Below are 24,449 nucleotides of genomic sequence, written 5' to 3'. Positions count from 1 at the left end.
CGGATGACAGAATCGTCCGCATGACGCGACCACCCCAGGGCGATCCGAACGATCCGCGGAACGATCCGCCGGAGACCCGACAGTTCGATCCCGACTTCGACCCTTCGGCGCCGCCGTCGCAGGCCTACACCCAGCCGCATGCCGGTGAGCCGTATCCCGGCCCGTACACCGAGCCCCAATACGGCGAACCCCACTACGGTCAGCCCCAGTACGCGGACCCCCAATACACGGGTGGCTCGCCGTACGCGGCGTCGCCATACGGCGCACCCCAGGGTGATGAGCCCCCGCGCGGCGGATCGTCGAAAGGACGCACCATCGGTCTCGCGCTGGTGGCGCTGGCCGCTCTGGTGATCCTCGGATTGGTCGTCGCGCTGGTCTCGAGGTCCGGCGGCGACGACGGCTCCTCCGCGGCGGCGGCCTCGTCGTCGACGACGGCCACCAGCGAGGAGACGACGACCAGTTCGTCCCCGACCACCACCACGACCACGACGGAGGAGACGACGTCGACACCGACCAAGAAGCCGGGTCCGGCGACGGTGGTCTACCAGCTCACCGGCAACGGCGACGTCGTGGCGCTGAGCTTCAGCAAGGGCGGGGGTTCACCGACCGTCATCGCGGCCACCGGGTCGCCCTGGTCGCAGCGGGTGAACGTGAAGGGCGACAAGGCGACCCTGTCGGCCATCGTCGTGCGCGGTCCGGTCACCTGCAGCATCCTCGTCGACGGGCAGCAGCTCGCAACCGCGACGAGCCAGGGCGGCACGCTGAACTGCACCGCGGACCTGTCGGCGGAGTAGCACCCGGGAGTCAGGGACTACCTCTTGCGCAGCACCAGCACGAGGTTGGTGCCCAGCACCTCGCGTAAGCCGGGGACGCGCATGACCCACCACATCCAACGCGGGATGTAGCGGGGGAAGGCGGCCAGGAGCTCGGCCCGATCGGTCGCCGATCCCGCCCAGCGCAGGCCGTCGGTGGCGTGGACGGCGAACAGCGAGGTCCCGAAGAGGTTCTTGGGCGGATGGCCGTGGCGACGGGTGTAGAGACGCGCCGCGCGGTGCCCCCCTAGGTAGTGGGTCAGACCCATCTCGTGGCCGCCGAAGGGACCCCACCACAGCGTGTAGCTGATGATGACGACGCCGCCCGGACGGGTCACGCGCAGCATGTCGTCCGCCATCTCCCACGGGGTCGACGTGTGCTCGACGACGTTCGACGACAACGTCACGTCGATGCAGTCGTCGGCGAAGGGCAGATTCTGGCCCGACCCGCGGACCGACCCGCGATGCTCGAGACCACCGGCATGCATCTCCGTCGGGTCCGGCTCGACCGACATGTAGTGCGCGCCCCGGGCGCGGAAGGCGTCGGCGAAGTAGCCGGGACCACCGCCGACGTCGAGGATGACGCCGCCGTCGAGGTCGGGGACGAACGCCTGCACCATGTCGGCGGTGTCGGTCGCCAGGGCGCCGTAGAAGCGGGCAGGATCGGACTGCTCGTACCGGAAGTCGTTCAGCAGCCCGGCCGCGCGCCGCAGGGTGGCCAGCCGGGCCATACGGTCGCGGCCGGAAGTCGTGGTCGTCATCGTCGGGAAACTCTAATCGACCGGAGTCGTGGCAGTTGACCAGCTACTCGGCGGTAGGCTGTCGTGCGATGCGCGTACCTTCCGACGTCCTGCTGCTGTGCTGGCGGGATACCCGCCACCCTCAGGGCGGTGGCAGTGAGACTTATCTGGAACGCGTCGGCGCCGAACTGGCCCGACGCGGCGCCCGCGTCACCTTCCTGACCTCGGCGTATCCGGGCGCCGCCGAGGAGGAGTACCGCGACGGCATGCGGTTCGTGCGCGCCGGCGGGCGGATCAGCGTCTACCCGCGCATGCTGGCGACGATCCTGGCCGGTCGCCTCGGCTTCGGACCGCTCCGGGACTGTCGGCCGGAGGTCGTCGTCGACACCCAGAACGGGGTGCCGTTCTTCGCGACCGCCGTCGCCTCGGCGCCGACCGTGGTGCTGGTCCACCATTGCCACCGCGAACAATGGCCGGTCGCCGGCCGGTTGCTCGGGCACGTCGGCTGGTTCATCGAGTCACGACTCTCGCCGAGGGTCCATCGCCGGAACCGCTATGTCACGGTGTCCACGCCGTCGAAGACCGAGCTCGTCGCGCTCGGCGTCGACGCGGATCGGATCTCCGTCGTGCGCAACGGCATCGACCCCGTCCCCACCGGTGCAGTGCTCGCCGTGCGGCCGTCTGACGACGCCGGCGAGCCGGTGCGTCTGTGTGTCCTGTCGCGCCTGGTGCCGCACAAGCAGGTCGAGGACGCGCTGACGGTCCTGGCTCAGCTGCGACGTTCCGGAATCGACGTCGAGCTCGATGTCATCGGTGGCGGCTGGTGGTCCGACGAACTGCGCTCGGCGGCCACCGAACTCGAAGTCGCCGACGCGGTCACCTTCCACGGCCACGTCGGTGAGGAACGGAAGCACGAGCTGCTCTCGCAGGCCAGGGTCCACCTCATGCCCTCGCGCAAAGAGGGGTGGGGTCTGGCGGTCGTCGAAGCCGCGCAGCACGGGGTCCCGACCATCGGCTACCGCAGCTCGGTCGGTCTCACCGACTCCATCGACGACGGCAACACCGGTCTGCTCGTCGACGGGGTCGACGAACTGGTCAGCGCCACACGGAAACTCATCGACAACCCGGACGAGGCCCAGCGACTCGGGGACGACGCGCGGGTACGCGCGGGGCGCTACTCCTGGGCGGCCACCTGCGACGGGTTCATCGAGACGTTCGACGTCGTTCTCGCGCGCTGACGACGAGCGCACCCGCGACGCCGGCGACCAGCATCGCCGCCCAGAGAAGGTGTGCGGCGATCGCCAGCGCCCGATCGGTGGCTTCCGCACCATGATGGGCCGGATCGTCTACCCGGTACAGCCGCAGATCGTCCCCGTCGTGGACGAGGCGCGCGTCCGCCGCGAGCCGAGCGGGCGGGGAATCGTTCTCGACGAGAACCCAACCCACACCGAGCGTCGCGAGATCATCGGGGGCGCCGCCGGCTTCGAGCGCCGACGCCACGGCCGCAGCGTGCTCGCTCGGCGGATCGACGACCTCGCCGTCAACGGTCAGTGCGCCCGACTCGATCACCGGGGCCCGCAGCATCCGCGCCGCGGGATCCAGCGAGACGCCGTCTGCGAACCGGTAGTGCCGCACGGTGTCCGCGGGCCACAGGGCCACCGATCCCTGATCGCCGGGCACGATCTCCGCCACCGCGGCCCAGTCGTCGGGGTAGGCCACCGGCCGCACCGAACCACCGGCGCCCCAGGCGAGATCGGGCAGCGGGGCGACGACGAGTAACACGACCCCGACGAACGCGAAGCCCGACGGCACCCGCCGGCAGGCCGCCGCGACCGCACCGGCCACGGCCAGCGCGACCCCGGGGACGAGCAGCGCGGAGAACTTCTGGGTGTCGCGGAGGAGCCCGGCACCGGGGACGTGTTCGACCGCGAACTCCAGCAACCACTCTCCCGGACCGAAGCTGCCGCCGATCAGCAGAACCGCGACGGCGACAGACAGCGCGGCGATTCCTCGCACCAGCGGATCGAGGGTCGTCCGACGACGGAAGAGGTGGACGGCGCCCACCGCGACCACGAGCAGCAGGCACAGCGTCGCGATCGCCGCCCACCAGATGGAGCGACTGGGGGGCACCGCATCAGCGTTCCAGATGCCGCCCAGCGAAAGAACCGTGCCCACCGGTCCCAGGCCCGGCTCCGACCGGAGGCCGAACGCATCGACGCCGGCGGCGGCGGAAGTCGTGGTGGCGTCGCTGATCACGGCCGTCACGACCCACGGCAGCGTGCTGAGGACCCACAGTCCGGCGGCGATGAGGGCGGGGCGCAGGCCGACCGGACGGCAGCCGAGCCCCACGATCAGCACGACCCCGGCGAGTACCGATCCCGTCGGTGTCAACCCTGCAGCGGCCAGCAAACCACCCAGCCGGAGGAACCGCGCCGCGTCGTGGTGATCCCGAAGTTCCGATGCGGCAACGAGAATCCAGCCCAGCGTGGCGTACCCGACCAGCAGACTCCAATGCCCCTGCAGGAGGCGTTCGGCGACATAGGGATTCCAGATCGCCGCGAGAGCGGCGGCCGCCGCGCCCACGCGCCCGGCGCCGGGGACGAGCCGGAATGCCAGTCGGCCGAAGCCGGCGCCGGCGAACACCAAGGCGGCCAGCAGGATCACGGTGACCACCGCGCCACCGTCGACCACTGTCGACGCCATCGCGACGAACCAGTCCTGCGGCACCGCGCGCGGCGGTAGGTCACCGATGCCCAACGTGGTGTCGGTGACATGGGTACGCGGCGTCGACACCGCGTCCCGGTACAGCAGGTAACCGGGTCCGACGCCGATCGATCCGGGGAGCAGCGGCGCCAGGACGGCCACGGCCGCAACGGCACTCACCAGGTAGAGCGTCGGGAGCAACCGTCCGGAGAACACCGCGGCCCGGGTGGCTCAGAAGTGGTGGGTGTCCGACGGCGCGGGTGCGTGCACCGGGTCGTCGTCGAACTCCGACTCGGTGATGCCGTAGGCGCGCGCGAGGTCCAGGATCTTGGTGGCGCGTGCGATGCGGGGGAGGTCCGAACCGTTGCGGATCTCCCCGCCGTCGCGCTCGAACTCCGCGAAGAACTCCCGCGCCCAGGTGATCTCGTCCTGGGACGGCGACAGGCCCTCGTTGACCGGGGCGCACTGCGCGGGCGTCAGGCAGATCTTGCCGGTCATGCCGAACTCCGCACTCACCGCCGTGGCTTCGCTCAGTTTGAGGGCGCTCGAACCGACGGTCGGGCCGTCGATGGCACTGGGAAGGTGAGCGGCCTTGGCGGCGATGGTGAATCGCGACCGGGCGTAGGCGAGGGTCTGCGGGCTGTCGCCGAAGCCGGTGTCCCGGCGGAAGTCACCTATACCGAAGGCGAGGCGGAAGGTGCCCTTGGCGGAGGCGATCTCGCTGATCCGCTCGAGTCCGCGGGCGGTCTCGACGAGAGCGACGATCGGGAGGCCCGGTAGGCGCTTGGCGGTCTCGGTGACGTGGTCGACGGACTCGACCATCGCCAGCATCACGCCGCCGATCGCGGTCTGGGCGAGCGCCTCGAGATCATCGGCCCACCACGGGGTACCGAAGCCGTTGATGCGGACCCATTCACCGGCGCCGGGACCGGAACCGTCCTTGGGGCCGATCCAGCGCACGACGTTGTTCCGCGCCTCGACCTTGTCCTTGGGAGCCACGGCGTCTTCGATGTCGAGCACGACGATGTCGGCGCGCGAGCGAGCCGCCGGCTCGAACTTCGCGTAGTGGGCGCCGTTGACCAGGAGCCAGCTTCGGGCCAGCACCGGATCGATACGCGAACCGACATCGGTCGATTCGGTGTCGTAGGTCGTGTTGTCGTCGTACATCGATATCTCTCGTTCGTAAACTCTGCAGCCTACCCATCGTTGCCTATGGCCGATGACCGGTGCAAAGCACCCTGTGCGCGCGAGCCGGTACCAACTCGGCACACTTGTGCCATGCAGCAGACCCGTCCGACCCGGCGACAAGGGGCCTCGTCGGGAACCGTCGGCGCCGTCGGGTCGGTCGCCGTCGGATCGATGGTCGCCAACATCTGCATGTACGTGGTGCATCTCGCGGCGAGCGCGCGGTACTTGGACGTCAGCGAGTACGGCGAGTTCGCGGTCCTGCTGTCGGCGATGCTCGTGCTGGGTGTGCCCGCACTGGCGCTGCAGAACGTCGTCGCCCGCGAGGTCGTCCTGGGGCGCGACGAGCGGCGCCTCCGCCGGGTGGGCATCCAGACGACGCTGTACGTGGTGGTCCTGGTCGCCGTCGCGACGCCGCTGGTCGCGCTGCTGATGCGCACGGGCGTGGCGACGACGCTGGCCGCCCTCGGCGCGGCACCGTTACTGGCCCTGGTCGCCGCAGGTCAGGGCATCCTGCAGGGGCGCGGCGAGTTCCGGACGCTGTCGTGGGTGCTGGCCGCGGTCGGGATCCTGCGCTCGGTGCCGATCGTCGGCGCCTTCGTGCTGGGCGCCGGTCCTGCGGGTGGGTTGCGGGCCGGGACCATCGGCGCCGCGGTGTCGGCGGTCGTGGTCTGGGCGGTCGTCGGGAAGGTCGGGGAGCGGGTGTCGGACGCGGGCACGGTCGGGGTTCTCAGCGTCGTCCGCGCGTCGCAGGTGCAGCTGGTGCTGATCGTGGCGTCGTCGGTGGATCTCCTGCTGTCGCCCCGGGTTCTCGACGCCGAGTCGGTCGGGGTGTACGCGCTCGGCGCGATCGCCACCAAGGTCGCGTTCTGGCTGCCCCAGGCCATCGGCGTCGTCTTCTACCCACGCCTCGCCGACCCCGCCAGGTCTCGGGTCTCGCTGCGGCAGGCGGTGGCGGTGGTCGCCGGCGTCGGCGTGGTCCTGACCCTGGGCGCCGGGCTCGCGGGCCCATTGGTGCCGATCGTCTTCGGCGACGGTTACGACGAACTCGTCCCGCTCCTGTGGCTCTTCGCCTACATCGGCGCGGCCCTGTCCGTGCTCCAGGTGGTGCTGCTGTCGGCCATCGCCCGCGATCGCACCCGGGTGTCCTTCGTGACCTGGATCGTCGTGGGGCTCGAGGTGGTGGTCATCCTCACCGTCGCCGGTTCGGTGGTCGGGGTGGCGGCCACCGCGGCCGTCGCGGTGACGATCGCGGCCGTCGTCACGTGGGCGCTCACCCGCTGATCGGCGAGTCTCAGCAGGGACGTTGCCGAGCTCCGGATGTTTCGGCAGGGTGGACAGATGAGCGACAACGGAGTCACCAAGGTCACTGTCCAACGAGTCATCGAGGCGCCCGTCGACGCGGTGTTCGACGTCCTCTCCAATCCCGAGAGGCATCAGGCCCTCGACGGTTCGGGGTTCATCCGCGGCGTCGACCACGCCGACCGCATCCAGAACGTCGGCGAAGTGTTCACGATGAACATGGAGGGCGACCACATGGGCGGCGAGTACAAGACCGACAACCACGTCACCGGGTACGCCAAGGACAAGCTGCTGGCGTGGAAGACGACTCCCGCCGGCACCGAGCCTCCCGGGTGGGAGTGGTTGTGGGAGCTGGAATCCCAGGGCCCCGGCGAGACGCTGGTCCGCCACACCTACGACTGGTCGAAGGTCACCGACAAGAAGCTCCTCGAGAAGGTCAAGTTCCCGCTCGTGACCGAGTCCCAGCTCGAGGACACCCTCGGCCGTCTCGCGGCCGAGGCTGCTTCCTGAGTTCTATCCGTCGGTTCCGGCGGTGATATCGCCGCCGGAACGCCGGAACCTCGCGGGCAGCCACGCCGGGTTGATCAGGAGTGCTCCGACAACCAGCGCGGCGGCGCCGAGGACACCGGTCGCGATCGGCACGATGCGGCCCCAGATCGTGATCGGCGTCGCGAGATCCGAAGCCAGGCGCGACATCTGGGACTGCGTGGTGTCGTCGTAGGCGAAGGTCGCCCGCAGGTGCGGCAGCCGGAAGTCCGCGGGCACACCGGGAGTGCCGTCGGGGAAGGCGTAGAACTCGTCGACGGTGATCTTCGCGTCGACGATCGTGCCGGTCCGCGGTTCGACGGCAAGGTCCCATGAACTGCGGTGTCGCAGCGTGGCAGTCAGGTCGCGTCGTGGTCCGTCGATGCCGAACCACGACGCCGGTCGGGTGATGACGACGTCGGTCCCGACCGGCCTGCCGAACGCGGCGCGGGCGAGGTCGGTCTCGGGCACCTCGGCGCGGAACCGGGCGACGTCCTTGCCGACGACCTCGGTGTCGCCGTCGTATCTCAGCGGCACGGTCGTCCGGGTGACGACGTCGAAGAACTCGTGATCGGTCAGGCTGGCGTCGAAGGGCAGCAGGTAGGTGAAACCGCGGCGGTCGGGGACCAGTACCGGCGCCTCGTTGCTGTCGTACTGGATCTCCGACGCCCCGCGCGCCGAGAGCTGGGGTTCGGCGGTCTCCCGGTCGAGCGTCACCCGGTCCTTCACCGCGTTGATCGTCACATCGTTGCAGGCGTCCGGCGAGTCGGCGTCGGCGTCACTGCCCGGTCGCGCGTCCTCCGGTTCGACTGCTCGGTCGTCGATGCGCAGCTTCTCGGCTTGGACCGAGGTGCCGGCCTGCAGCGTCACGCGGTGTTCGTCGGACGGCTGCACCGCGACGACCCGCTGCTGGCGGACCAGGTCGGCGTCGAGGGTTCGTGCCGCAGGCGTCGCGAGCGAGCAGCGGTCGAGGATCGTCGCGTCCTGCGCGGTGGCGACCGTGGTGAAGTCGGTGCTGAGCGGGATCTCGCGGAAGTTGCCGACGAGCAGCGTCGGCAGGGCGATGGTCACCGCGATCAGGAAGCTGCCGATGAAGATGAGCGTCGGTCCGGCGAGGTCCGCGGTCGACCAGCGGTGAGGCGCGGATTGTTCCACCGCGGGTGGGGGCACCGGGGACGGCTCCGAAGACATGGTGGCGAGGGTAGTGGATGCCACCGGGCTACCCTGTCACCAGCATGACCAGCACCGACTCCGCCCGCGACTCTGTCGCCGCATCGAACGCCGATTCTGTCGCCGCATCGAACGCCGACTCTGTCGCCGTATCGAACGCCGACCCGGTCGCAGCTTCGAGCACCGATTCCGGCTCCGGGGCGTCGAATCCCGACGCCGCCGGTCCGGCGGTCACCTCGCGACGCTTCTATCCGCAGCTCGAGGGCATGCGTGCCCTGGCCGCGATCGGCGTTCTGATCACTCACGTGGCGTTCCAGACGCGGGCCGTCGAGATCGCGGTGCTCGGCCCGGTGCTCGGCCGCCTCGACCTCGCCGTCGCGCTGTTCTTCGGCCTCTCCGGGTTCCTGCTGTGGCGGCCATGGGTCGACGCCGCGCATCGAGGTGCCGGCCATCCGTCGATCCCGCGGTATCTCAAGCACCGAGTCGTGCGGATCTGGCCGGCGTACGTGGTGGTGGTCGTGCTGGTGCTGCTCCTCCTGCCGGAGGCGCAGGGGGCCGACTTCGACGTCTGGCTCGCCAACCTCACCCTGACCCAGGTCTTCGTGCCCCTGACCCTGACCGCGGGGCTCACCCAGATGTGGAGCCTGTCGGTCGAGATCGCCTTCTATGCGTTGCTCCCGCTGATCGGTCTCGCCCTGGTGCGGTTGCGGGGCCGATGGGCAGGTGCACGCATCCCGGTGCTCCTGGTGCTCGGCGCGGTCAGCCTCGGCTGGGCCTGGGTCGGCACCTCGCTGCCCGTTGCCGATGGTGTGGAGACCAAGAACTGGGTGTTCGGTCACCTGCCGTGGTTCGTCGCCGGCCTGATCCTCGCGGAGGTCGCGGGCGTGCTCGACACCGCAGGTGCACCACGCGCGCGGTGGATGAACCTGGCGATACGGCTCAGCGCGAACCGGTGGCTGATGCTCGGGGTCCTCGTCGTCGCCTACGGGCTGGCGTGCACCCGCCTCGCCGGCCCGACCGGACTCGGCGACGTCAGCAACATCGAGTTCGTCACCAAAATGGTCCTCGGTGCGCTGTGCGGTTATGCGCTTCTCGCGCCGCTCGTCTGCAACCCGGGGCCGTTCCGTTTTCTCACCTCACGCGTGATGCTCGCGCTGGGACGCTGGTCCTACGGCATCTTCATCTGGCACGTCGCGGTCCTCGCGGTCGTCTTCCCGCTGTTCGGCATCGTGCCGTTCAACGGGAGCACCCTCCTGGTCCTGGTCATCACGCTGGGACTCTCGGTCGGGATCGCTGCGGCGTCCTATGCGTTCATCGAGGAGCCGGCGCGGAACTGGTTGCGCAATCGCGACACACGACGCCGCAACCGGGCGGCTGCCGATTCGTCCCCGGCCCCCGTTGCTCCCTGAGGCGTTGCTCCCTGAGGTGCGAGCGAAGCGAGCCTCGAAGGGTCGGATTCCCCGGCCGACCAGAACACCAGCCAACCGGTCATCAGCACGGCGACCAGCGCGGGCAACTGAACCCACCAGTCCCAGCCGTGGTAGCCGCCGGAGGAGTGCCACGGGCCGGCGGTGAGGCCGACGGTGGCGAGCATCATCATCGCGAAAGTCGTTGTCACCCCGGCCTTCGGTGGGATCGCCGCGGCGACCACACCGACCGCGATCCCGACGGCCAGACCCCACCATCCCGACAGCAGCCACGAGGCGCCGACAATCCCCAGACCGGCGGCCGTGAGCGTGAACCGTCCGGCGGACACGGTTCGCCGTTCGGCGACGGTCTCCCGTCGCGACGACGGCCACCAGGCCGCGACGAGCAGCAGGGCCATCAGCACGAGTCCGATGACGAGCGACCAGCGGTACAGCGAATCGAACCGGTAGGTGAGCTCGACCGTCCCCGCCGCCCCGGCTGGCACGAGCCAACCCTGCTGCCAACCGTTCACGACCACCGGCGACAGCTCCCGGCCGTCGACCCGCGCGATCCAGCCCGGGTTGGTCGACTCGGGGACCACGAGCAGGCGCTCGGGACCGGAATCGAGCTGCACCGCACGACTCGCCGCGGTCCATTCGGAAACGTCCGGTGTGGTTGTCGCAGCCCCGTCCACGGGTGCCCCGACCGTCAGCGACACCGCGTCGACGGTGAACGCCTGACCGGGGTTGACGGACACCTCCTGCTGTCCGGCGGGCAACCGTAGCTCGCCCGGCGCGCAGGCCCGGGCCACCAGGGGTTCCCCGGATCGCAGGGCGGCTGTGGTGGTCCGCGCGGAGATGCCGACCACCTGGCCGGCGGCGGTGATGCCGAGGCCATCGCTGCAACGGATCTCGACGACCCGGTCACCGTCGACCGCTGCGCGCGGCGCCGGGAAGACCTCGACCTCGGCGATGCCCGGGGGTGCGGGCGTGGCGAATCCGAGGCTGTTGACGTCGATCAGGTCGCGCTGTGCGCGGATGGTGATCTCGATGCGGTCGGTGACCGCCGGGTCGAGTCGCAGGACGCCGTCCTTGCCGACCTCACGGATCTGTTCGCCGGTGCCGAGATCGACGGCGACCTCGGTCGGGGTGGCCGGGTAGTCTTCCGGCGCAAGCAGTTTCAGCGATTCGACGCGTTGTTCGGCAGGCAGTCGGACGACCAGCATCGGGGTGGCGTCGTCGGCCGACTCCTCGTCGTCTTCGTGATCCTCGGACTTCTCCTTGTCGGGGATCTGCGGGGCGGTCCATGCGGTGCCGGGGTCACCGTCGACGGCGGCGGCCGGGCCCCCGCGGGGATCGGTGACCGGTCGCGGTCCGGTGGCCGTCACGCCGCCCGGTGTGGCGAGCAGTCGGTCGAGTGCGTCGCCGGGACGTGGCCGGAGAACGACCGACGGGGTGACCGTGGTGTCCTCGGGAACCGACAGGGCGCGGCTGAACACCGAGGACGACTCCGGTGACAGGCCGAGTCCCGGTGCGCAGCGGGTCTTCTCGCGGGCGGGATCGGCGACGCACCAGGCCCGCCCGTTGAGCTCGGAGTACAACAGCCATTGGTCGACCGTGGTGCCCGCCTCGAGTTCGGGCAGGACGACGCGATACCTGATCTGCAGAGGCGTCGAGGTTCGCAGGTTCGACACCCCCACCTCGCCCAGGGCGAACTGGTTTCCGGCCGTGCCGTCCTCGGTGCGCAGCGCGCGGATCTGGATCCAGCGGGTCGGGCCGCTCGGGGCGGTCACCGTCGTCGGCTTGCCAGGTTCGAGCCCCGACGCCACGGTGCTGCCGGCCTCGGTGGTGATCAGGACGCTGGTCACATCCGAGCCGAGGGCCTTCGCGGTGGTCAGCGACAATGCGAGATCCGTCTGGGGAGTGTCGAACCCGATCCGCATCCACCGGCCGACGGCCCCTTCGAGCCCGCCGCTGACCCAGGCGGTCTGCGGGTTGCCGTCGAAGGCCGCCGCGGGGGAGTTCGCGGGGGACGTCTGTCCCGGTTGCACCGCGTCCGAGGCCGAGCCCGACGTCGTCACCTCGACCTCGCCACTCTGGTTGTCCAGCAACCATTCCCCGCGAACGAGTGGCTGATCGTCGACCGGGTAGTCGGCGGCCGCGTTCTGCGTGCGCCGCGGATCGTCGGCCGACCGGATGGCGGAGCTGTGGTCGTCGACCCGGCCGAAGTCGGTTTCGCGGTCGCTCGGGGTGTCGGTGACGATGAGTGGGCCGTCGGCGATCCCGGCGCGTCGGGCATCGGCGTCGAGCAGGACCGGGCCGAGCGGTGGAAGACCCTGTCGGGCACGCACTTCGGCGAGTGCCGCGATGGCCTCCGGACCGCCGGCCACGCGTGGCATGCCCTGCTCGTCGACGAGGAGGGGGCCGGTGCCGTCGAATCCGTCGGCCTCGACCGCGTAGATCTGGACGGCGGGCATGGTGGGTCGCAAACCGTTGTCGCGCTTCACACCCCGGACGCTCGGCGCGCCGACCTGGGGACCGAACTGCGTCACTCGCGTCAATCCGGGGGAGGTGTCGAGTGCCTGCTGTGCGAGGAGTGGTCGCGCCGACCGTGAGGTGTCGGGATTGAGATCGGCGCGCAGCACCACGAAGCCCACGCCCTGCTGGGCGAGGGTCTCGGCCAGGCCGGGTGATCCACGGCCGGCGGCGATCTCACGTTGCACGGAGTCGAGCGCGCGGATCGCTCCGGGCGGGGTCAGCGGGATGGCGTCGCGGACGGCCCACGGCGCGTCGGCGAGCGGTTGCAGGGGCTCGTCACGCGTGAGACCCCACAGCTGGTCGGCGAACGGCGCACCGGGGACGACGAGGGTGCGCGCGGGTGGCGAGCCGTCGGGGCTGGTGCTGTGTTCGGACAACCAGTCCGCGGTTTGCTTCCAGTGGTTGGGGATTGCGGTGTAGGTACCGGCGGGAGCGAGCTGCCCGGTCCAGATGAGCGACCCCGCACCGATGACCGCCACCAGCAGCACGATGGCCGCGGCCACCGGCCGGGATCGCTGGGGGTGTGCGAAGGCGGAGAGCGTCTCCCGGATCGAGACGGTGCCGGGCAACGGAACCCGTGCCAGCAGATGCGCGACGCCGAGCACCAGCGGGATGCGGATGAAGGGCTCGAACTTGTGGATGTTGCGCAGCGGCGCACCGGAACCGTCGAGGAACACCCGGATCTGCTCGGCGACCGGCGACCCGAGACCCCCGGCGAAGCCGACACACATGATCACCAGGCCGATACCCAGGATCGTCACGAGGCGACCGCGGAACGGCATGTGCCGCATGCACAGGCCGGCGAGTCCCGCCGCGGCGATCGTTCCGGTGGCCAGCACCGCGGCCGGCTGGGTGACGAGGACTGCGCCGGCGACGCGTTCGGTGGAGACGAACGGCGTCCACGAACTCGCGCCGCGCAGGACCTCGGTCAGCGACGCCCACTGCGTGGTGACGCGGGCGGACTCGATGTAGTCCAGAAACGGCGGGCTGACCCGGGACAGGATGAGCAGCGGGACGATCCACCACGCGCACGCCAGGACCAACCCCAGCGTGGTCCAGGCGCCGAAGCACCACCAGCGGCGGTCTCGTGGCCTGTGCAGAAGCCACCACACGGCCGCGACGCCGAGGGCGGCGGCCGTCGCCACCGCGTTCACCGCGCCCATCAGGGCGACGGCGGCCGCGGATCGGGCGGCCTCTCGCCAGAGCGGACGGCCCTCGGTGGTGGGGGAATCGAGAGCGCGGATGACCGGCAGCAGGACCCACGGCGCCAGCATCATCGGCAGCGTCTCCGAGGAGATCGAGCCGAGGGTGGTGAGGACGCGCGGACTCAGGACGAAGACGACGCCCGCGATGATCCGTGACGCCGGCGAGCCCAGCCGCAGCGCCTCCGCGACACGCACGATGCCGACGAAGCCGACGGTGAGGAGTAATGCCCACCACAACCGCTGGACGATCCACGGCGGGACCGAGAGCAGATCGCCGAGGGCGAAGAAGGCGCCGTGTGGGAAGAAGTATCCGTAGGCCTGGTTCTGGACCTGCCCCATCGGGGCATTCGGGGTCCACAGGTGTGCCGCCCGCGCGAGGAACCCGAGCGGGTTCGCCGTCAGGTCGAGCTTGGTGTCGGCGGCGATCCGGCCCGGGGACTGCAGCAGGCAGACGATGAGCGCGATCGCGGCAGCCACACCGACCCCACGTGCCGACAGGACACCTGTCGGAGCGGTGGTCGATGTACTACTCAGTTGCTGCTGCCGTCAGAAAGGCCCCGACGCCGTGCACGGCGTCGAGGGCGGGCGTCAGTTGGTCTCGCCCGCGCCGCCGCGCGATCCGTAGTCGACCGAACCCTGGACGAATCCGCTGTTCGGATTGATGTTGTTCAGGTCCGTCGACGGGCTGTTCTCCGAGGCGAGGAACCCGCCGAGGAACACCGCGCCGAGTCCCACCAGGATGCCGGCCACTCCGGCGACGGCGCCGGCCACAAGGCGGTTGTTGGTCATGGCGAAGAAACTACCATCGCGCGGCGTCTCACCCCGGTGTCACCCGGGCATGTCCGGTGGTTCCGTCACAGCGTTTCGTCGTCAGCGGAGCGAGCGGGCCTTCGCCAGCGCTCGATCCCACAGGAGTTGGGTGCTCAGCTTCAGCACCTCCGGCTTGTCGACGTCACGGCTGAGCAGCAGCGTCGACGCCGTGATCGTGCCGGTCGACGCCTTCGACCGGTGACCGGAGTCCAGATGCGGTTGCGGGTCGTACTCGATGGCGAGCTGGATCGCCTCGGCCTTCTTCGTCCCGGCGATCTCGTCGGCGAGCCATAGCGCGAGGTCTATGCCGGCGGAGACGCCGGCCGCGGTCACGATGCGTTCGTCGGGGCCGGCGCGCACGATGCGCTCGTCCGACACCGCGGTCACGCCATAGAGGGACAACGCGGTCAGCGACGACCAGTGGGTGGTCGCGCGGAGACCGTCCAGCAGTCCGGCGGCGGCCAGGACCACCGAGCCGGTGCAGACCGACGTCGTCCATTGCGCGCCCGGGCTGACAGCACGAAGCCAATCCAGGAGCTTGTCGTCCTTCGCCGCGCCGAAACACCCCGCGCCGCCGGGGATGAGGATCAGATCGGGTGATGGCGTCTCGTCGAACGAATGCGTCGCGCCGATGAGGAGAACACCGGAATCGGCGGCGACCGGTCCGGCCTCGTGCGTGACGAACCGGACCTCCGCGTCGGGAAGCAGGCGGAGCACCTCATAGGGGCCGATGAGGTCGAGGGCGGTGAACCGCGGGTAGAGGACGATCGCGATCTGCGTCATGGGTATGCCTGTCTGTTCGGTGATGATGCTGCGGTGTCAGCGAAAGGTCTTGCGATAGTGATCGGGGAAACACCGAGACGTCGGACGAACGTGCGACGCATCGACTCCGAGGAGCCGAACCCGCACCGCGCGGCGATCACCGGCATGGTGTCGGAGGATTCGGTCAATGCACGACGAGCCGCCTCGGTGCGGACCCGCTCGATGTAGTCGCTCGGCGGTTCGCCGGTCTCCTCGGTGAAGACGCGGGAGAAATGGCGAGGACTCATCGCGGCTTCCTGCGCGAGGTCGGGAAGGCGGTGGGGCAGTCCGGGTTCGGCCTCGATGCGTTGCTGCGCCTCGCGGATCACGTCGCGTCGCGCCCGCGGCATCCAGACCGGTGGTGCGAACTGGCTCTGCCCGCCGGGGCGTCGCATGTAGAGGACCAGCCAGCGGGCGACCAGCTGGGCGAGCTCGGTGCCGTGATCTTCTTCGACGACGGCGAGGGCGAGGTCGATGCCCGCGGTGACGCCGGCGGACGTCCAGACGTGATCGGAGCTGCGGACGAACAGTGCCTCGGCGTCGACCTGCACCGTCGGGTATCGCTCGGCGAGGTGCTCGGCCATGGCCCAGTGCGTCGCCGCGCGCCGGCCGTCGAGGAGACCGGCCTCGGCGGCGAGGAAGGCGCCGTTGCAGACGCTGATGACGCGCCGCGCCCGGGTGGCCGCCACCCGGATCCACTCGATGAGGTCGGCGTCGTCGACGGCCCGATGGACGCCTGTGCCGCCGGGCAGCAGCAGGGTGTCGACGGGTTCGGCGGGATCTGGCAGTGGGTGGGCGCCGAATTGCAGTCCGACGCCCGTGTCGATCGGCTGCCCGTGCTGCGACACCAACCGCAGGTCGTACGTGACGGGCGACCCCTGATCACGGAGGGCGATCGACGCCGTGGTGAAGACATCGGCCGGTCCTGTCACGTCGAGCGACTGCACCCAGGGAAACCCTAGGACCAGCACGGTTCGTGTCATGAGCCCATCGTGGCCGACTCGGCTCATGTCGGCCAGGACATGCATCCCACACTTGAGGACATCGGGACTACAGCGTCAGCTCTGGTTCCCGCTCGCACTTGGCCGGGACGATGAACACCGGTCGATGGCAGTGTTTGAGGACGCGTTCGGCGACGCTGGACCGCAGCAATGCCTTGAGGCCCGACGCCCCGCGCGTCCCGGTGACGAGCAGATCGACGTCGAGGGCCTCGGCCGCGGCGACGAGCGCGCCCCACACGGTCGACTCGACCTCGACGAGCGTGCCCCTCGACGACAGTCCGCATTCGCGGGCCAGGGCCAAACCGCGTTCGTTGATCTTCGTGGCCTCGTCCTCGAGTGCGCGGTCGACCCCGGCGTCGAGCTGGGTGTCGACGAACGGCTGCATGCCGCCGGCGAGGGTGGACATCCGGGCGGGGGTCATGCCGCCGGGCTGCCAGGCGGTCACGACGACTGCCGATTCGGCGCGCAGGAAGTGTCCGGCATAACGGATCGCCCGATCGGCGTTCGGTGAGCCGTCGTAGGCGATCATCAACGTCTGTCTGGCGCGGTTGTCACCGCGACCGCTGGGGGCGGTCGCGGACCCGGCCGAGATGGACCCCACGTCCATTTGCTCAGGTTACATGCCAGACTCGAGCCATGGGCCCAACTCGACGACCTCGCTGGATTCGGAACGCGCTGACGACTGCGACGGTCGCGGCATTGGGTCTCGGTCTCGTGGCCTGTGATTCGTCGTCGCCCGAGGCCGCACCGCCCACGCCGTCCGCGTACAGCTCGCCCTCGGCGTCCCCGTCATCGGTCGCCGCGACGACGACCGCCGTCGCAAATCCCTGTGGCGCAGAACAACTCGCGAAGCTCACGCTGCGGCAGAAGCTGGCCCAGCTGATCGTCGTGGGTGTCACCGGTGCCGACGACGCGCAGCAGATCGTCGAGGACGAGGAGATCGGCGGGATCTTCGTCGGGAGCTGGACCGACAAGGCGATCCTGACGAGCGGTGCGGCATCACGGATCTCGCAGAACTCGTCGATCCCGCTGATGGTCACGGTCGATCACGAGGGTGGGCGGGTGTCGCGGTTGTCGGCACTCGGCATCGACAACGCGTCTCCTCGAGAACTGGCGCAGACGAAGACGCCCGAGCAGGTGAAGGAGATCGCCGCCGGCGTCGGTCGTCAGATGAAGAAGCTCGGCATCACCGTCGACTTCGCGCCTGTCGCCGACGTCAGCGACGAATCCGACAACGAGGTCATCGGCGATCGCTCGTTCAGCAACGACCCGGCCGTCGTCACCGAGTACGCGGCCGCCTACGCCGCGGGTCTCGCCGAAGCCGGAATCACGCCGGTGTACAAGCACTTTCCCGGGCACGGCCACGGCTCCGGCGACTCGCACCTCGGTGTCGTGACCGTGCCGTCGCTCGCCGAGCTGCAGAACAGCGACCTGGTGCCTTTCCGCAATCTGCTGCGCGACCCGGGTACCGCGGGCGTCATGGTCGGCCATCTCATCGTGCCCGGGCTGACCGAGGGCCTGCCGTCGTCCATCAGCCGGCCGGCCATCCAGATGCTGCGGACCGGTGAGGGTTACAACGGTCCGCGGTACGACGGGGTGATCTACTCCGACGACCTGTCGGGCATGGCGGCGATCAGCCAGCGCTACCCGATCGAGCAGGCCGTCGAGAAGTTCATCCTCGCCGGCGGCGACGTCGCGCTGTGGCTGTCCACCGACCGCGTCTCGTCGGTCCTGGACAACCTCGAGACCGCAGTGAAGCGCGGCCGCCTGGCACCCGCTCGCCTCGACGCGAAGGTGACCCGCATCCTCCGGTCCAAGGGCGTCATCACCTGCTGAGTAGTCTGTCCGGAGCAACCCGAGCGCTCGTTGAACTTACCGATTGGTAAGTTTGTTGGGTATCGTCGTTCGGACACGACATCGAGGATGGAGGCGGCCATGTCGGGCGGAACCAAGCGCCTGCCGCGTGCAGTGCGTGAGCAGCAGATGCTCGACGCCGCCGTGAAGGTGTTCGCGCAGAACGGTTTCCGCGAGACCTCGATGGATGCCATCGCGTCCGAGGCGCAGATCTCCAAGCCGATGCTGTACCTGTACTACGGCTCCAAGGAGGAGCTGTTCAGCGCCTGCATCGCCCGTGAGTCCGGACTGTTCATCGACGCGATGAGCGTCGGCTTCGACCCGTCACTCACTCAGCGCGAGCAGGCCGTCACCGTCATCCGCGAGTTCCTCCGCTTCGTGCACGAGAACCGGGAGTCCTGGCGTGTGCTGTACCGCGTGGCGATCGGCACCGCGAGCTTCGCCGGCATCGTCTCCGACAGCCGTCAGCGCGTCACCGAGATGGTCGCCGCACTCATCAAGGCCGGTACCACCGTCGAGACCGCCGGTGACATCGACTTCGAACTCACCGCCGTCGCCATCGTCGGCGCCTGCGAGGCGGTTGCCGACCGCATCACCGAGGGCGACGTCGACCTCGAGAAGGCCACCAACATGCTCGTCGGCATCGCCTGGCGCGGCCTGAAGGGTGTCGGTACCGACATCTGAGCGCAGCCCCCGCGAGGCCGCGCTTCTTCCCGCTCGATCGTTTCCTTCCCGCTTATTGAGCGCAATAAGCGGGAAGGAAACGGTTAAGCGGGAGCGAAAATCAGCCCTTCCGTGTGGTCGCGGTGAGGTGCGGGAATCCCTTGCGACGGTCGCGGATCGCTATGTCGAAGTTGCCCTCACCGTCGATGCGGCGGGTGTAGAGGTTCACCTTGGCGGGCAGCAGGATCGGCTTGCCGAACTTGACGTCGTAGGTGACCGCGCCGGGCAGCTGGGCCTCGACGTTCGCGATCGCCGCTGCGGCACTCCACATCCCGTGGGCGATCGCCTTGGGGAACCCGAAGGCCTTGGCCGTCAGGTTCGCCATGTGGATCGGGTTGCGGTCGCCCGACGCCGCGGCGTACTCGCGGATGCGCCCCAAGTCCACGGCCAGAACCGAATCCGGCGGCGGCGGGGTCTTCGACTTCGGCTCGGGACCGCGCGGCTCGTCGGACAGGGTGGTCCGCTGCTGCTTGAGGAAGGTCGCCGTCTGCCTGGTCACCAGTTCGGTGCCGACGCTGATCTCGCTGATGACGTCGACGAGGATGCCCTTGCGATGCTCACGCAGGTTCTCGGCATGGGTCTCGATGGACAGCGGTTCGCCGACCTCGATCGGTCGCTTCCGCTCGATCGTGTTCGTCATGTGGACCGAACCGATTGCGCCGAACGGGAACTCGTCCGACGTCAGCAGCTTCATGACCACCGGGAACTGCAGCACGAACGGGTACGTCACCGGCAGGGTGGCGCCGAAGCGCTGACCGGTCGCGTGGCAATACGCCTGCAGCGCAGCGGGATCGACGCGGACGTCGTCGAGTCGGTAGTGGGTGTCGGGGAGGGGGGCGTCGGCCGGGACGCGGGCGGGCTTGCCGATACCCGGCAGCATCCCGGTGACTGCCTTGCCGTAGAGCTCGCCGGTGCCGGGGGCGCCGGGGAGGGTGATCGTCTTACCCATCACGCACCCAGGAATCCCTGGCCGCAGACACGGACCACGTTGCCGGTGATGGCGGAGCTCGCCGGGTTGGCGAAGTAGGCGACGGTCTCGGCGACGTCGACGGTCTGGCCGCCCTGCTGCAGCGAGCTCATCAGGCGACCAGCCTCGCGGGTGGCCAGCGGGATCGCCGCGGTCATCTTGGTCTCGATGAAGCCGGGGGCGACGGCGTTGATGGTGATGCCCTTCTCGCCCAGGATCGGCGCGTAGGCGTCGACCAGGCCGATGACACCGGCCTTCGATGCGCCGTAGTTGGTCTGGCCGCGGTTACCGGCGATGCCGGCGATCGACGAGACGTCGATGACCGCGCCGCCCTCACGGAGTGCACCCTTCTCCAGCAGCTTCTCGACGAGGGTCTGCGGAGCGATGAGGTTCACCGCGATGACGGCGTCCCAGCGGGCGTCGTCCATGTTGGCGAGCAGCTTGTCGCGGGTGATGCCGGCGTTGTTGACGATGATGTCGATGCCGCCGTGGCGCTCGAGGGCGTGCTCGGCGAGCTTGTCGCCGGCGTCCGGAGCGGTCACATCCAGCGGGAACGCGGTGCCGCCGACCTTGTTGGCCGTCTCCGACAGCGCGTCCCCGGCCTGCGGGACGTCGGCGGCGATGACGTGGGCGCCGTCGCGCGCGAGGACCTCGGCGATGGTCGCGCCGATGCCGCGGGCGGCGCCGGTGACCACGGCGACCTTGCCCTCCAGCGGACGATCCCAGTCCTTCGGGGCGGTCGCGTCGGCCGAACCGACGCGGATGACCTGTGCGTCGACGAAAGCGGACTTGGCCGACAGCACGAAGCGTACGGTCGATTCCAGGCCGCTCAGGCCGGTCTTGGCGTCCGGCGAGACGTACACGAGTTGGACGGTGGAGCCCTTGAGCAGCTCCTTGCCGAGCGAGCGGGTGAAGCCCTCGAGGGCCCGCTGCGCGACACGCTCGGACGGGTCGGTCACCAGCTCCGGCGTGGTGCCGATGACCAGGAAGCGCGCGCACGGCGCGGTCGAGCGCATGGCCGGCTGGAAGAACTCGAACAACTGACGCAGCTCGGCCGGGGAGGTGATGCCGGTGGCGTCGAAGACCAGGCCGCCGTACTTGTCGGCGCTACGGCCGGTCAGGGCGTTCTGGATGAGGTCGTAATCGTCGCCCGAGAGCATCTCCCGGAGCGGTTCGACGAGGCGCCCCGAGCCTCCGAGCAGCACCGGACCCGGCAGCGGCGGCTCCGACGGCTTGTACCGCCGCAGGGGCGGCGGGACGGGGAGGCCGGCCTGCTTGGCGATGAAAGCGCCCGGGCCGGAATGGACGAAGCTCGAGTACAGGCCAGTTGTTCCGTTGGCGGCCATGTTGGATCTCCTCTGACTGTCGTTCGACAACGAACTTACTGTTGAGTAAGAATACGCTATAGATACCGCACACGACCCTGGAGATCGACGTGGCAGACAACAGCACCACCCCGAAGAAGCCCGAGACCCGCACCGAGCGCCCGGTGGCGATCCTCGGCGGCAACCGCATTCCGTTTGCCCGCCAGGACAAGGCATATGCCAAGGTCAGCAACCAGGAGATGTTCACCGCCGCCCTCGACGGCCTGGTGAGCCGCTTCAACCTGCAGGGCGAGCAGCTCGGCATGGTCGCCGGTGGCGCCGTGCTCAAGCACGCCCGTGACTTCAATCTCATCCGCGAATCGGTGCTGGGCTCGGCTCTGTCGCCCTACACCCCCGCCTTCGACATCCAGCAGGCGTGCGGCACCGGTCTGCAGGCCATCACGACCGTCGCCGACGGCATCGCCCGCGGCCGCTACGACGCCGCGATCGGTGGCGGTGTCGACACCACCTCCGACGCCCCGATCGCCGTGGGCGAGGGCCTGCGTCGACAGCTGCTCGAGGTCAACCGTGCCCGCTCGACCAAGGACCAGATCCTCGGCGCCGCGAAACTGCTGACCAAGCTCGGGATCGAGATTCCGCAGAACGGTGAGCCGCGCACCGGGATGTCGATGGGCGAGCACGCCGCCATCACCGCCAAGGAATTCGGCATCAAGCGCGCCGACCAGGACGAGCTCGCCGCACGCAGCCACCAGAACATGGCCGCCGCCTACGACGACGGTTTCTTCGACGACCTGATCACCCCGTTCATGGGCCTGACCCGCGACCAGAATCTGCGCGGCGACTCGACCGCGGAGAAGCTCGCGAAGCTCAAGCCCGTCTTCGGTGTCTCCCTCGGCGACGCGACCATGACCGCCGGCAACTCGACCCCGCTCACCGACGGTGCATCGACCGTGCTGCTCGGCAGTGACGAGTGGGCCGCCGAGCGCGGTCTGCCGGTGCTGGCGTACTTCGTCGACAGCGAGACCGCGGCCGTCGACTACGTGAACGGGCCCGACGGCCTGCTCATGGCCCCGACCTACGCCGTGCCGCGCCTGCTGGCCCGTAACGGTCTCACCCTGCAGGACTTCGACTTCTACGAGATCCACGAGGCGTTCGCGTCGGTCGTGCTCGCGACGCTGCAGGCGTGGGAGTCCGAGGAGTACTGCAAGGAGCGTCTGGGCCTCGACTCGGCGCTCGGACCCATCGACCGGTCCAAGCTCAACGTCAACGGTTCGTCGCTCGCCGCCGGTCACCCGTTCGCCGCGACCGGAGGCCGCATCGTCGCGCAGGCGGCGAAGCAGATCAAGGAGAACGGCGGCGGTCGTGCGCTGATCTCGATCTGCGCCGCCGGCGGCCAGGGCGTCACCGCCATCATCGAGGGCTGACCCCTTCGATAAGGAGACGGATCGGGCGACGAATCGCTCGATCCGTCTCTTTGTCGACCTCGAAATGGGGTCCTTCGTCACATGTTCGGACCAAACGTGGCCCCAGACGTGTCAACGGCCGAAAAGTAGCGTAAACATGAAGACAGCTCCGGCAGAGCTGTCAGACCCCCGACCCGACAGCTCAGCCGGAGCACCTACATTTCTGGGGTATGAGTTCTGCGGCCACCACCCCGACTGGCCCAGGTAGTCAGCCGTGATGGATGGAGTTGTGACCACGAGCGCCCGGCGAGCACGCCACGCGGTACGCGCTGCGGTCGTCGTCGTCGTCATCCTGACGCTCGCCCTCTCCATCGACTTCGTGGTGACCCGCGATCACTCTGCCCGTGGAGCCGTCATCGGCGGGATTCCGGCGAGCAACCGCGACGCCGTCGAGCTCGACCCGGTCATCGAAGAACTGACGACGCGTTCCACGCAGCCGGTCGTCCTGCGAACTCCCGAAGGATCGGCTGAAGTTGCCCCTGCCGAGCTGGGGCTCACCTTCGACGCGGACGCGACCCGTGCACGTCTCCGCGAACAGCCGCGGAACCCGGTGACCCGCTTCCTTTCCCTGTTCGGCCGTGACCTCGACGTCGAGCCCGTCGTGACAATCGATCCCGCCACCATGAACACGGCCCTCGACGCCCATCGCCGCTCGCTGGAGAAGGCCGCGGTCGAAGGTGGCGTGCACTACGACGGCGCCACCCCGGTCGGCGACGAGCCGGCACCGGGTGAGCGCGTCGCCCGCCAGGCCGCCGCGGCCGTGCTCGTCGACCATTGGCTCGACGGCACACCCGTCGACCTGCCGATGGAACCCTTCTCGCCGACCGTCACCTCCGAGGTCGTCGCCGCCACCGTGGCCGGCCCCGCCGACCGCGCGACGTCGGCGCCGGTGAAACTGGTCGACCGCCGCAAGCGCACGGTGGAGGTCCCGGCAGGCGATATCGCGGCAATGTTGACCTTCGGACCGGACGGGCGGGGCGGACTCACGCCGCGCGTCGATGTGACGACGGCGCGTAAATCGCTGGCCTCCGAGCTCGATCCCTCCCAACTCCCCGCTGTCAGTGCACGATTCAGCCTCGCGAGCGGCCGCCCGATCGTCGTGCCGGCAGTCACCGGCGCAAAGATCAACTGGGGCAAGACACTTCAGGCGCTCGCGACGACCGCGACCGCAGACGGCGGCAACCGCACCGCCGATGTGGTCTACGACGACGTCGACCCCAAGCTCACCACCGACGCCGCCCGCAAACTCGGTGTGAACGAACTGATCAGCGAGTACACCACCGACGGTTTCTCGAGCGCCTCCGGGGAGAACATCCGCCTCGTCGCGGCCGAGGTCGACGGTGCGCTGGTCCTGCCGGGCAAGGTCTTCTCGCTCAACGGGCACACCGGTCCGCGAGGTGCGGCCGAGGGATACGTCGACTCGACGATCATCAACAACGGCCGCGCTGCGACGGCCGTGGGCGGCGGCATCTCCCAGTTCGCGACGACCCTCTACAACGCCGCCTACTTCGCGGGACTCGAGGACGTCGACCACACCGAGCACGCGTACTACATCTCGCGCTATCCGGAGGCCCGGGAGGCCACCGTCTTCGAGGGCGCCATCGACCTCAAGTTCCGCAACAACACCCGACACGGTGTGCTCATCGAGACGAGCTGGTCACCGTCTGCGGTGACCGTGAGGTTTTGGGGCACCAAGGCTTTCGAGGTCGAGTCGATCACCGGCGAGCGGACCGACCCCACCGAGCCGGAGCGGATCAAGCTCCCTAAGGGCGACGATTGCATCGCGAGCAGCGGCAGCAAGGGCTTCACGACGTCGAACACGCGGATCGTCCGCGACGCCCGCACCGGACAAGAGGTCAACCGGTACACCCGGACCGTGCGCTACGCGCCGGAGCCGATCGTCAAGTGCATCTGAGCCC

General features: G+C 69.4%; 20 protein-coding genes. 9 read left to right on the top strand and 11 right to left on the bottom strand.

All coding sequences use genetic code 11. The annotated features are described in order from the left end of the window. Nucleotides 1-20 precede the first annotated feature (20 nt). Nucleotides 21-794, top strand: a complete 774-nt coding sequence (locus RVF83_RS04230; protein ID WP_005196465.1) for a hypothetical protein — start codon at nt 21-23, stop codon at nt 792-794. Nucleotides 795-811: 17 nt separating this feature from the next. On the opposite strand, the gene RVF83_RS04225 is transcribed toward RVF83_RS04230, so the two are convergent. Next, nucleotides 812-1,573: a class I SAM-dependent methyltransferase gene (locus RVF83_RS04225; RefSeq protein WP_005196467.1), complete on the bottom strand. Its 762-nt coding sequence runs from the start codon at nt 1,571-1,573 to the stop codon at nt 812-814. Between the two features lie 68 nt (nt 1,574-1,641). Here RVF83_RS04225 and RVF83_RS04220 point away from each other — a divergent pair, with 68 nt between their 5' ends. Beyond that, nucleotides 1,642-2,790 carry a glycosyltransferase family 4 protein gene (locus RVF83_RS04220; RefSeq protein WP_005196469.1) on the top strand — a complete coding sequence of 383 codons (1,149 nt, stop codon included), beginning with the start codon at nt 1,642-1,644 and terminating at the stop codon, nt 2,788-2,790. Here the strand turns inward: RVF83_RS04220 and RVF83_RS04215 are convergent. Together RVF83_RS04215 and RVF83_RS04210 are read right to left on the bottom strand one after the other, a co-directional pair. Beyond that, nucleotides 2,756-4,471, bottom strand: coding sequence for a hypothetical protein (locus RVF83_RS04215; protein ID WP_005196471.1), 1,716 nt, complete (start codon nt 4,469-4,471; stop codon nt 2,756-2,758). The two genes, RVF83_RS04220 and RVF83_RS04215, sit on opposite strands and share 35 nt — an antisense overlap. A 15-nt stretch (nt 4,472-4,486) precedes the next feature. Next, on the bottom strand, nt 4,487-5,422 hold the full coding sequence (locus RVF83_RS04210) for an HpcH/HpaI aldolase/citrate lyase family protein (RefSeq protein ID WP_005196473.1): 936 nt from the start codon (nt 5,420-5,422) through the stop codon (nt 4,487-4,489). 111 nt (nt 5,423-5,533) lie between these two features. Here RVF83_RS04210 and RVF83_RS04205 point away from each other — a divergent pair, with 111 nt between their 5' ends. Together RVF83_RS04205 and RVF83_RS04200 are read left to right on the top strand one after the other, a co-directional pair. Beyond that, nucleotides 5,534-6,724 (top strand): polysaccharide biosynthesis protein, encoded by a 1,191-nt coding sequence (locus RVF83_RS04205; RefSeq protein WP_039880155.1) that lies wholly within the window; start codon nt 5,534-5,536, stop codon nt 6,722-6,724. Between the two features lie 57 nt (nt 6,725-6,781). Beyond that, on the top strand, nt 6,782-7,252 hold the full coding sequence (locus RVF83_RS04200) for an SRPBCC family protein (protein WP_005196476.1): 471 nt from the start codon (nt 6,782-6,784) through the stop codon (nt 7,250-7,252). A gap of 3 nt (nt 7,253-7,255) precedes the next feature. On the opposite strand, the gene RVF83_RS04195 is transcribed toward RVF83_RS04200, so the two are convergent. Further along, nucleotides 7,256-8,458, bottom strand: coding sequence for a DUF3068 domain-containing protein (locus tag RVF83_RS04195; protein WP_174351877.1), 1,203 nt, complete (start codon nt 8,456-8,458; stop codon nt 7,256-7,258). Nucleotides 8,459-8,502: 44 nt separating this feature from the next. Here RVF83_RS04195 and RVF83_RS04190 point away from each other — a divergent pair, with 44 nt between their 5' ends. Next, entirely contained in the window at nt 8,503-9,846 is a 1,344-nt protein-coding gene (locus tag RVF83_RS04190; RefSeq protein ID WP_247602548.1) for an acyltransferase family protein, read from the top strand. On the opposite strand, the gene RVF83_RS04185 is transcribed toward RVF83_RS04190, so the two are convergent. The 5 genes from RVF83_RS04185 to RVF83_RS04165 all read right to left on the bottom strand — a co-directional run bounded on the left by RVF83_RS04185 (nt 9,741) and on the right by RVF83_RS04165 (nt 16,805). After that, the gene (locus RVF83_RS04185) at nt 9,741-14,063 is read right to left on the bottom strand and encodes a DUF3367 domain-containing protein (protein ID WP_005196482.1); all 4,323 of its coding nucleotides are present in this window, start codon (nt 14,061-14,063) and stop codon (nt 9,741-9,743) included. The genes RVF83_RS04190 and RVF83_RS04185 overlap by 106 nt on opposite strands. A 111-nt stretch (nt 14,064-14,174) precedes the next feature. Further along, nucleotides 14,175-14,375, bottom strand: a complete 201-nt coding sequence (locus tag RVF83_RS04180; RefSeq protein WP_005196483.1) for a DUF2613 domain-containing protein — start codon at nt 14,373-14,375, stop codon at nt 14,175-14,177. A gap of 81 nt (nt 14,376-14,456) precedes the next feature. Beyond that, nucleotides 14,457-15,179 carry a DJ-1/PfpI family protein gene (locus RVF83_RS04175; protein ID WP_005196485.1) on the bottom strand — a complete coding sequence of 241 codons (723 nt, stop codon included), beginning with the start codon at nt 15,177-15,179 and terminating at the stop codon, nt 14,457-14,459. Continuing rightward, the gene (locus RVF83_RS04170) at nt 15,176-16,180 is read right to left on the bottom strand and encodes a GlxA family transcriptional regulator (protein ID WP_051989265.1); all 1,005 of its coding nucleotides are present in this window, start codon (nt 16,178-16,180) and stop codon (nt 15,176-15,178) included. Before RVF83_RS04170 ends, RVF83_RS04175 begins: the two co-directional genes overlap by 4 nt. Nucleotides 16,181-16,247: 67 nt before the next feature. Next, on the bottom strand, nt 16,248-16,805 hold the full coding sequence (locus RVF83_RS04165) for a universal stress protein (protein WP_005196490.1): 558 nt from the start codon (nt 16,803-16,805) through the stop codon (nt 16,248-16,250). A 29-nt stretch (nt 16,806-16,834) separates the two neighbouring features. On the opposite strand from RVF83_RS04165, the gene RVF83_RS04160 reads away from it, so the two are divergent. Both RVF83_RS04160 and RVF83_RS04155 read left to right on the top strand, forming a co-directional pair. Further along, nucleotides 16,835-18,034, top strand: coding sequence for a glycoside hydrolase family 3 N-terminal domain-containing protein (locus tag RVF83_RS04160; RefSeq protein WP_085950786.1), 1,200 nt, complete (start codon nt 16,835-16,837; stop codon nt 18,032-18,034). Nucleotides 18,035-18,133: 99 nt separating this feature from the next. Then, nucleotides 18,134-18,736: a TetR/AcrR family transcriptional regulator gene (locus tag RVF83_RS04155; RefSeq protein WP_039880169.1), complete on the top strand. Its 603-nt coding sequence runs from the start codon at nt 18,134-18,136 to the stop codon at nt 18,734-18,736. A gap of 100 nt (nt 18,737-18,836) precedes the next feature. Here RVF83_RS04155 and RVF83_RS04150 read toward each other — a convergent pair whose 3' ends face one another. After that, on the bottom strand, nt 18,837-19,724 hold the full coding sequence (locus RVF83_RS04150; protein WP_005196495.1) for a MaoC/PaaZ C-terminal domain-containing protein: 888 nt from the start codon (nt 19,722-19,724) through the stop codon (nt 18,837-18,839). After that, on the bottom strand, nt 19,724-21,088 hold the full coding sequence (locus RVF83_RS04145; protein ID WP_005196497.1) for a 3-oxoacyl-ACP reductase: 1,365 nt from the start codon (nt 21,086-21,088) through the stop codon (nt 19,724-19,726). Before RVF83_RS04145 ends, RVF83_RS04150 begins: the two co-directional genes overlap by 1 nt. A gap of 89 nt (nt 21,089-21,177) precedes the next feature. Here RVF83_RS04145 and RVF83_RS04140 point away from each other — a divergent pair, with 89 nt between their 5' ends. Continuing rightward, on the top strand, nt 21,178-22,491 hold the full coding sequence (locus RVF83_RS04140; protein WP_005196499.1) for an acetyl-CoA C-acetyltransferase: 1,314 nt from the start codon (nt 21,178-21,180) through the stop codon (nt 22,489-22,491). A 268-nt stretch (nt 22,492-22,759) separates the two neighbouring features. After that, nucleotides 22,760-24,445 (top strand): VanW family protein, encoded by a 1,686-nt coding sequence (locus RVF83_RS04135; protein ID WP_005196500.1) that lies wholly within the window; start codon nt 22,760-22,762, stop codon nt 24,443-24,445. Nucleotides 24,446-24,449 lie beyond the last annotated feature (4 nt).

This window comes from Gordonia rubripertincta, from assembly GCF_038024875.1.
In the GTDB taxonomy this organism is placed as follows: Bacteria; Actinomycetota; Actinomycetes; order Mycobacteriales; family Mycobacteriaceae; genus Gordonia; species Gordonia rubripertincta.
This window is presented reverse-complemented; position numbering and strand designations above follow the sequence as displayed.

Excerpts from the sequence above, each read along its gene's own strand:
- RVF83_RS04230 (WP_005196465.1), top strand. The coding sequence starts at position 21 with ATGACGCGACCACCCCAGGGCGATCCGAACGATCCGCGGAACGATCCG.
- RVF83_RS04225 (WP_005196467.1), bottom strand. The coding sequence starts at position 1,573 with ATGACGACCACGACTTCCGGCCGCGACCGTATGGCCCGGCTGGCCACC.
- RVF83_RS04220 (WP_005196469.1), top strand. The coding sequence starts at position 1,642 with ATGCGCGTACCTTCCGACGTCCTGCTGCTGTGCTGGCGGGATACCCGC.
- RVF83_RS04210 (WP_005196473.1), bottom strand. The coding sequence starts at position 5,422 with ATGTACGACGACAACACGACCTACGACACCGAATCGACCGATGTCGGT.
- RVF83_RS04205 (WP_039880155.1), top strand. The coding sequence starts at position 5,534 with ATGCAGCAGACCCGTCCGACCCGGCGACAAGGGGCCTCGTCGGGAACC.
- RVF83_RS04200 (WP_005196476.1), top strand. The coding sequence starts at position 6,782 with ATGAGCGACAACGGAGTCACCAAGGTCACTGTCCAACGAGTCATCGAG.
- RVF83_RS04195 (WP_174351877.1), bottom strand. The coding sequence starts at position 8,458 with ATGTCTTCGGAGCCGTCCCCGGTGCCCCCACCCGCGGTGGAACAATCC.
- RVF83_RS04190 (WP_247602548.1), top strand. The coding sequence starts at position 8,503 with ATGACCAGCACCGACTCCGCCCGCGACTCTGTCGCCGCATCGAACGCC.
- RVF83_RS04180 (WP_005196483.1), bottom strand. The coding sequence starts at position 14,375 with ATGACCAACAACCGCCTTGTGGCCGGCGCCGTCGCCGGAGTGGCCGGC.
- RVF83_RS04175 (WP_005196485.1), bottom strand. The coding sequence starts at position 15,179 with ATGACGCAGATCGCGATCGTCCTCTACCCGCGGTTCACCGCCCTCGAC.
- RVF83_RS04170 (WP_051989265.1), bottom strand. The coding sequence starts at position 16,180 with ATGACACGAACCGTGCTGGTCCTAGGGTTTCCCTGGGTGCAGTCGCTC.
- RVF83_RS04165 (WP_005196490.1), bottom strand. The coding sequence starts at position 16,805 with ATGGACGTGGGGTCCATCTCGGCCGGGTCCGCGACCGCCCCCAGCGGT.
- RVF83_RS04160 (WP_085950786.1), top strand. The coding sequence starts at position 16,835 with ATGGGCCCAACTCGACGACCTCGCTGGATTCGGAACGCGCTGACGACT.
- RVF83_RS04155 (WP_039880169.1), top strand. The coding sequence starts at position 18,134 with ATGTCGGGCGGAACCAAGCGCCTGCCGCGTGCAGTGCGTGAGCAGCAG.
- RVF83_RS04150 (WP_005196495.1), bottom strand. The coding sequence starts at position 19,724 with ATGGGTAAGACGATCACCCTCCCCGGCGCCCCCGGCACCGGCGAGCTC.
- RVF83_RS04145 (WP_005196497.1), bottom strand. The coding sequence starts at position 21,088 with ATGGCCGCCAACGGAACAACTGGCCTGTACTCGAGCTTCGTCCATTCC.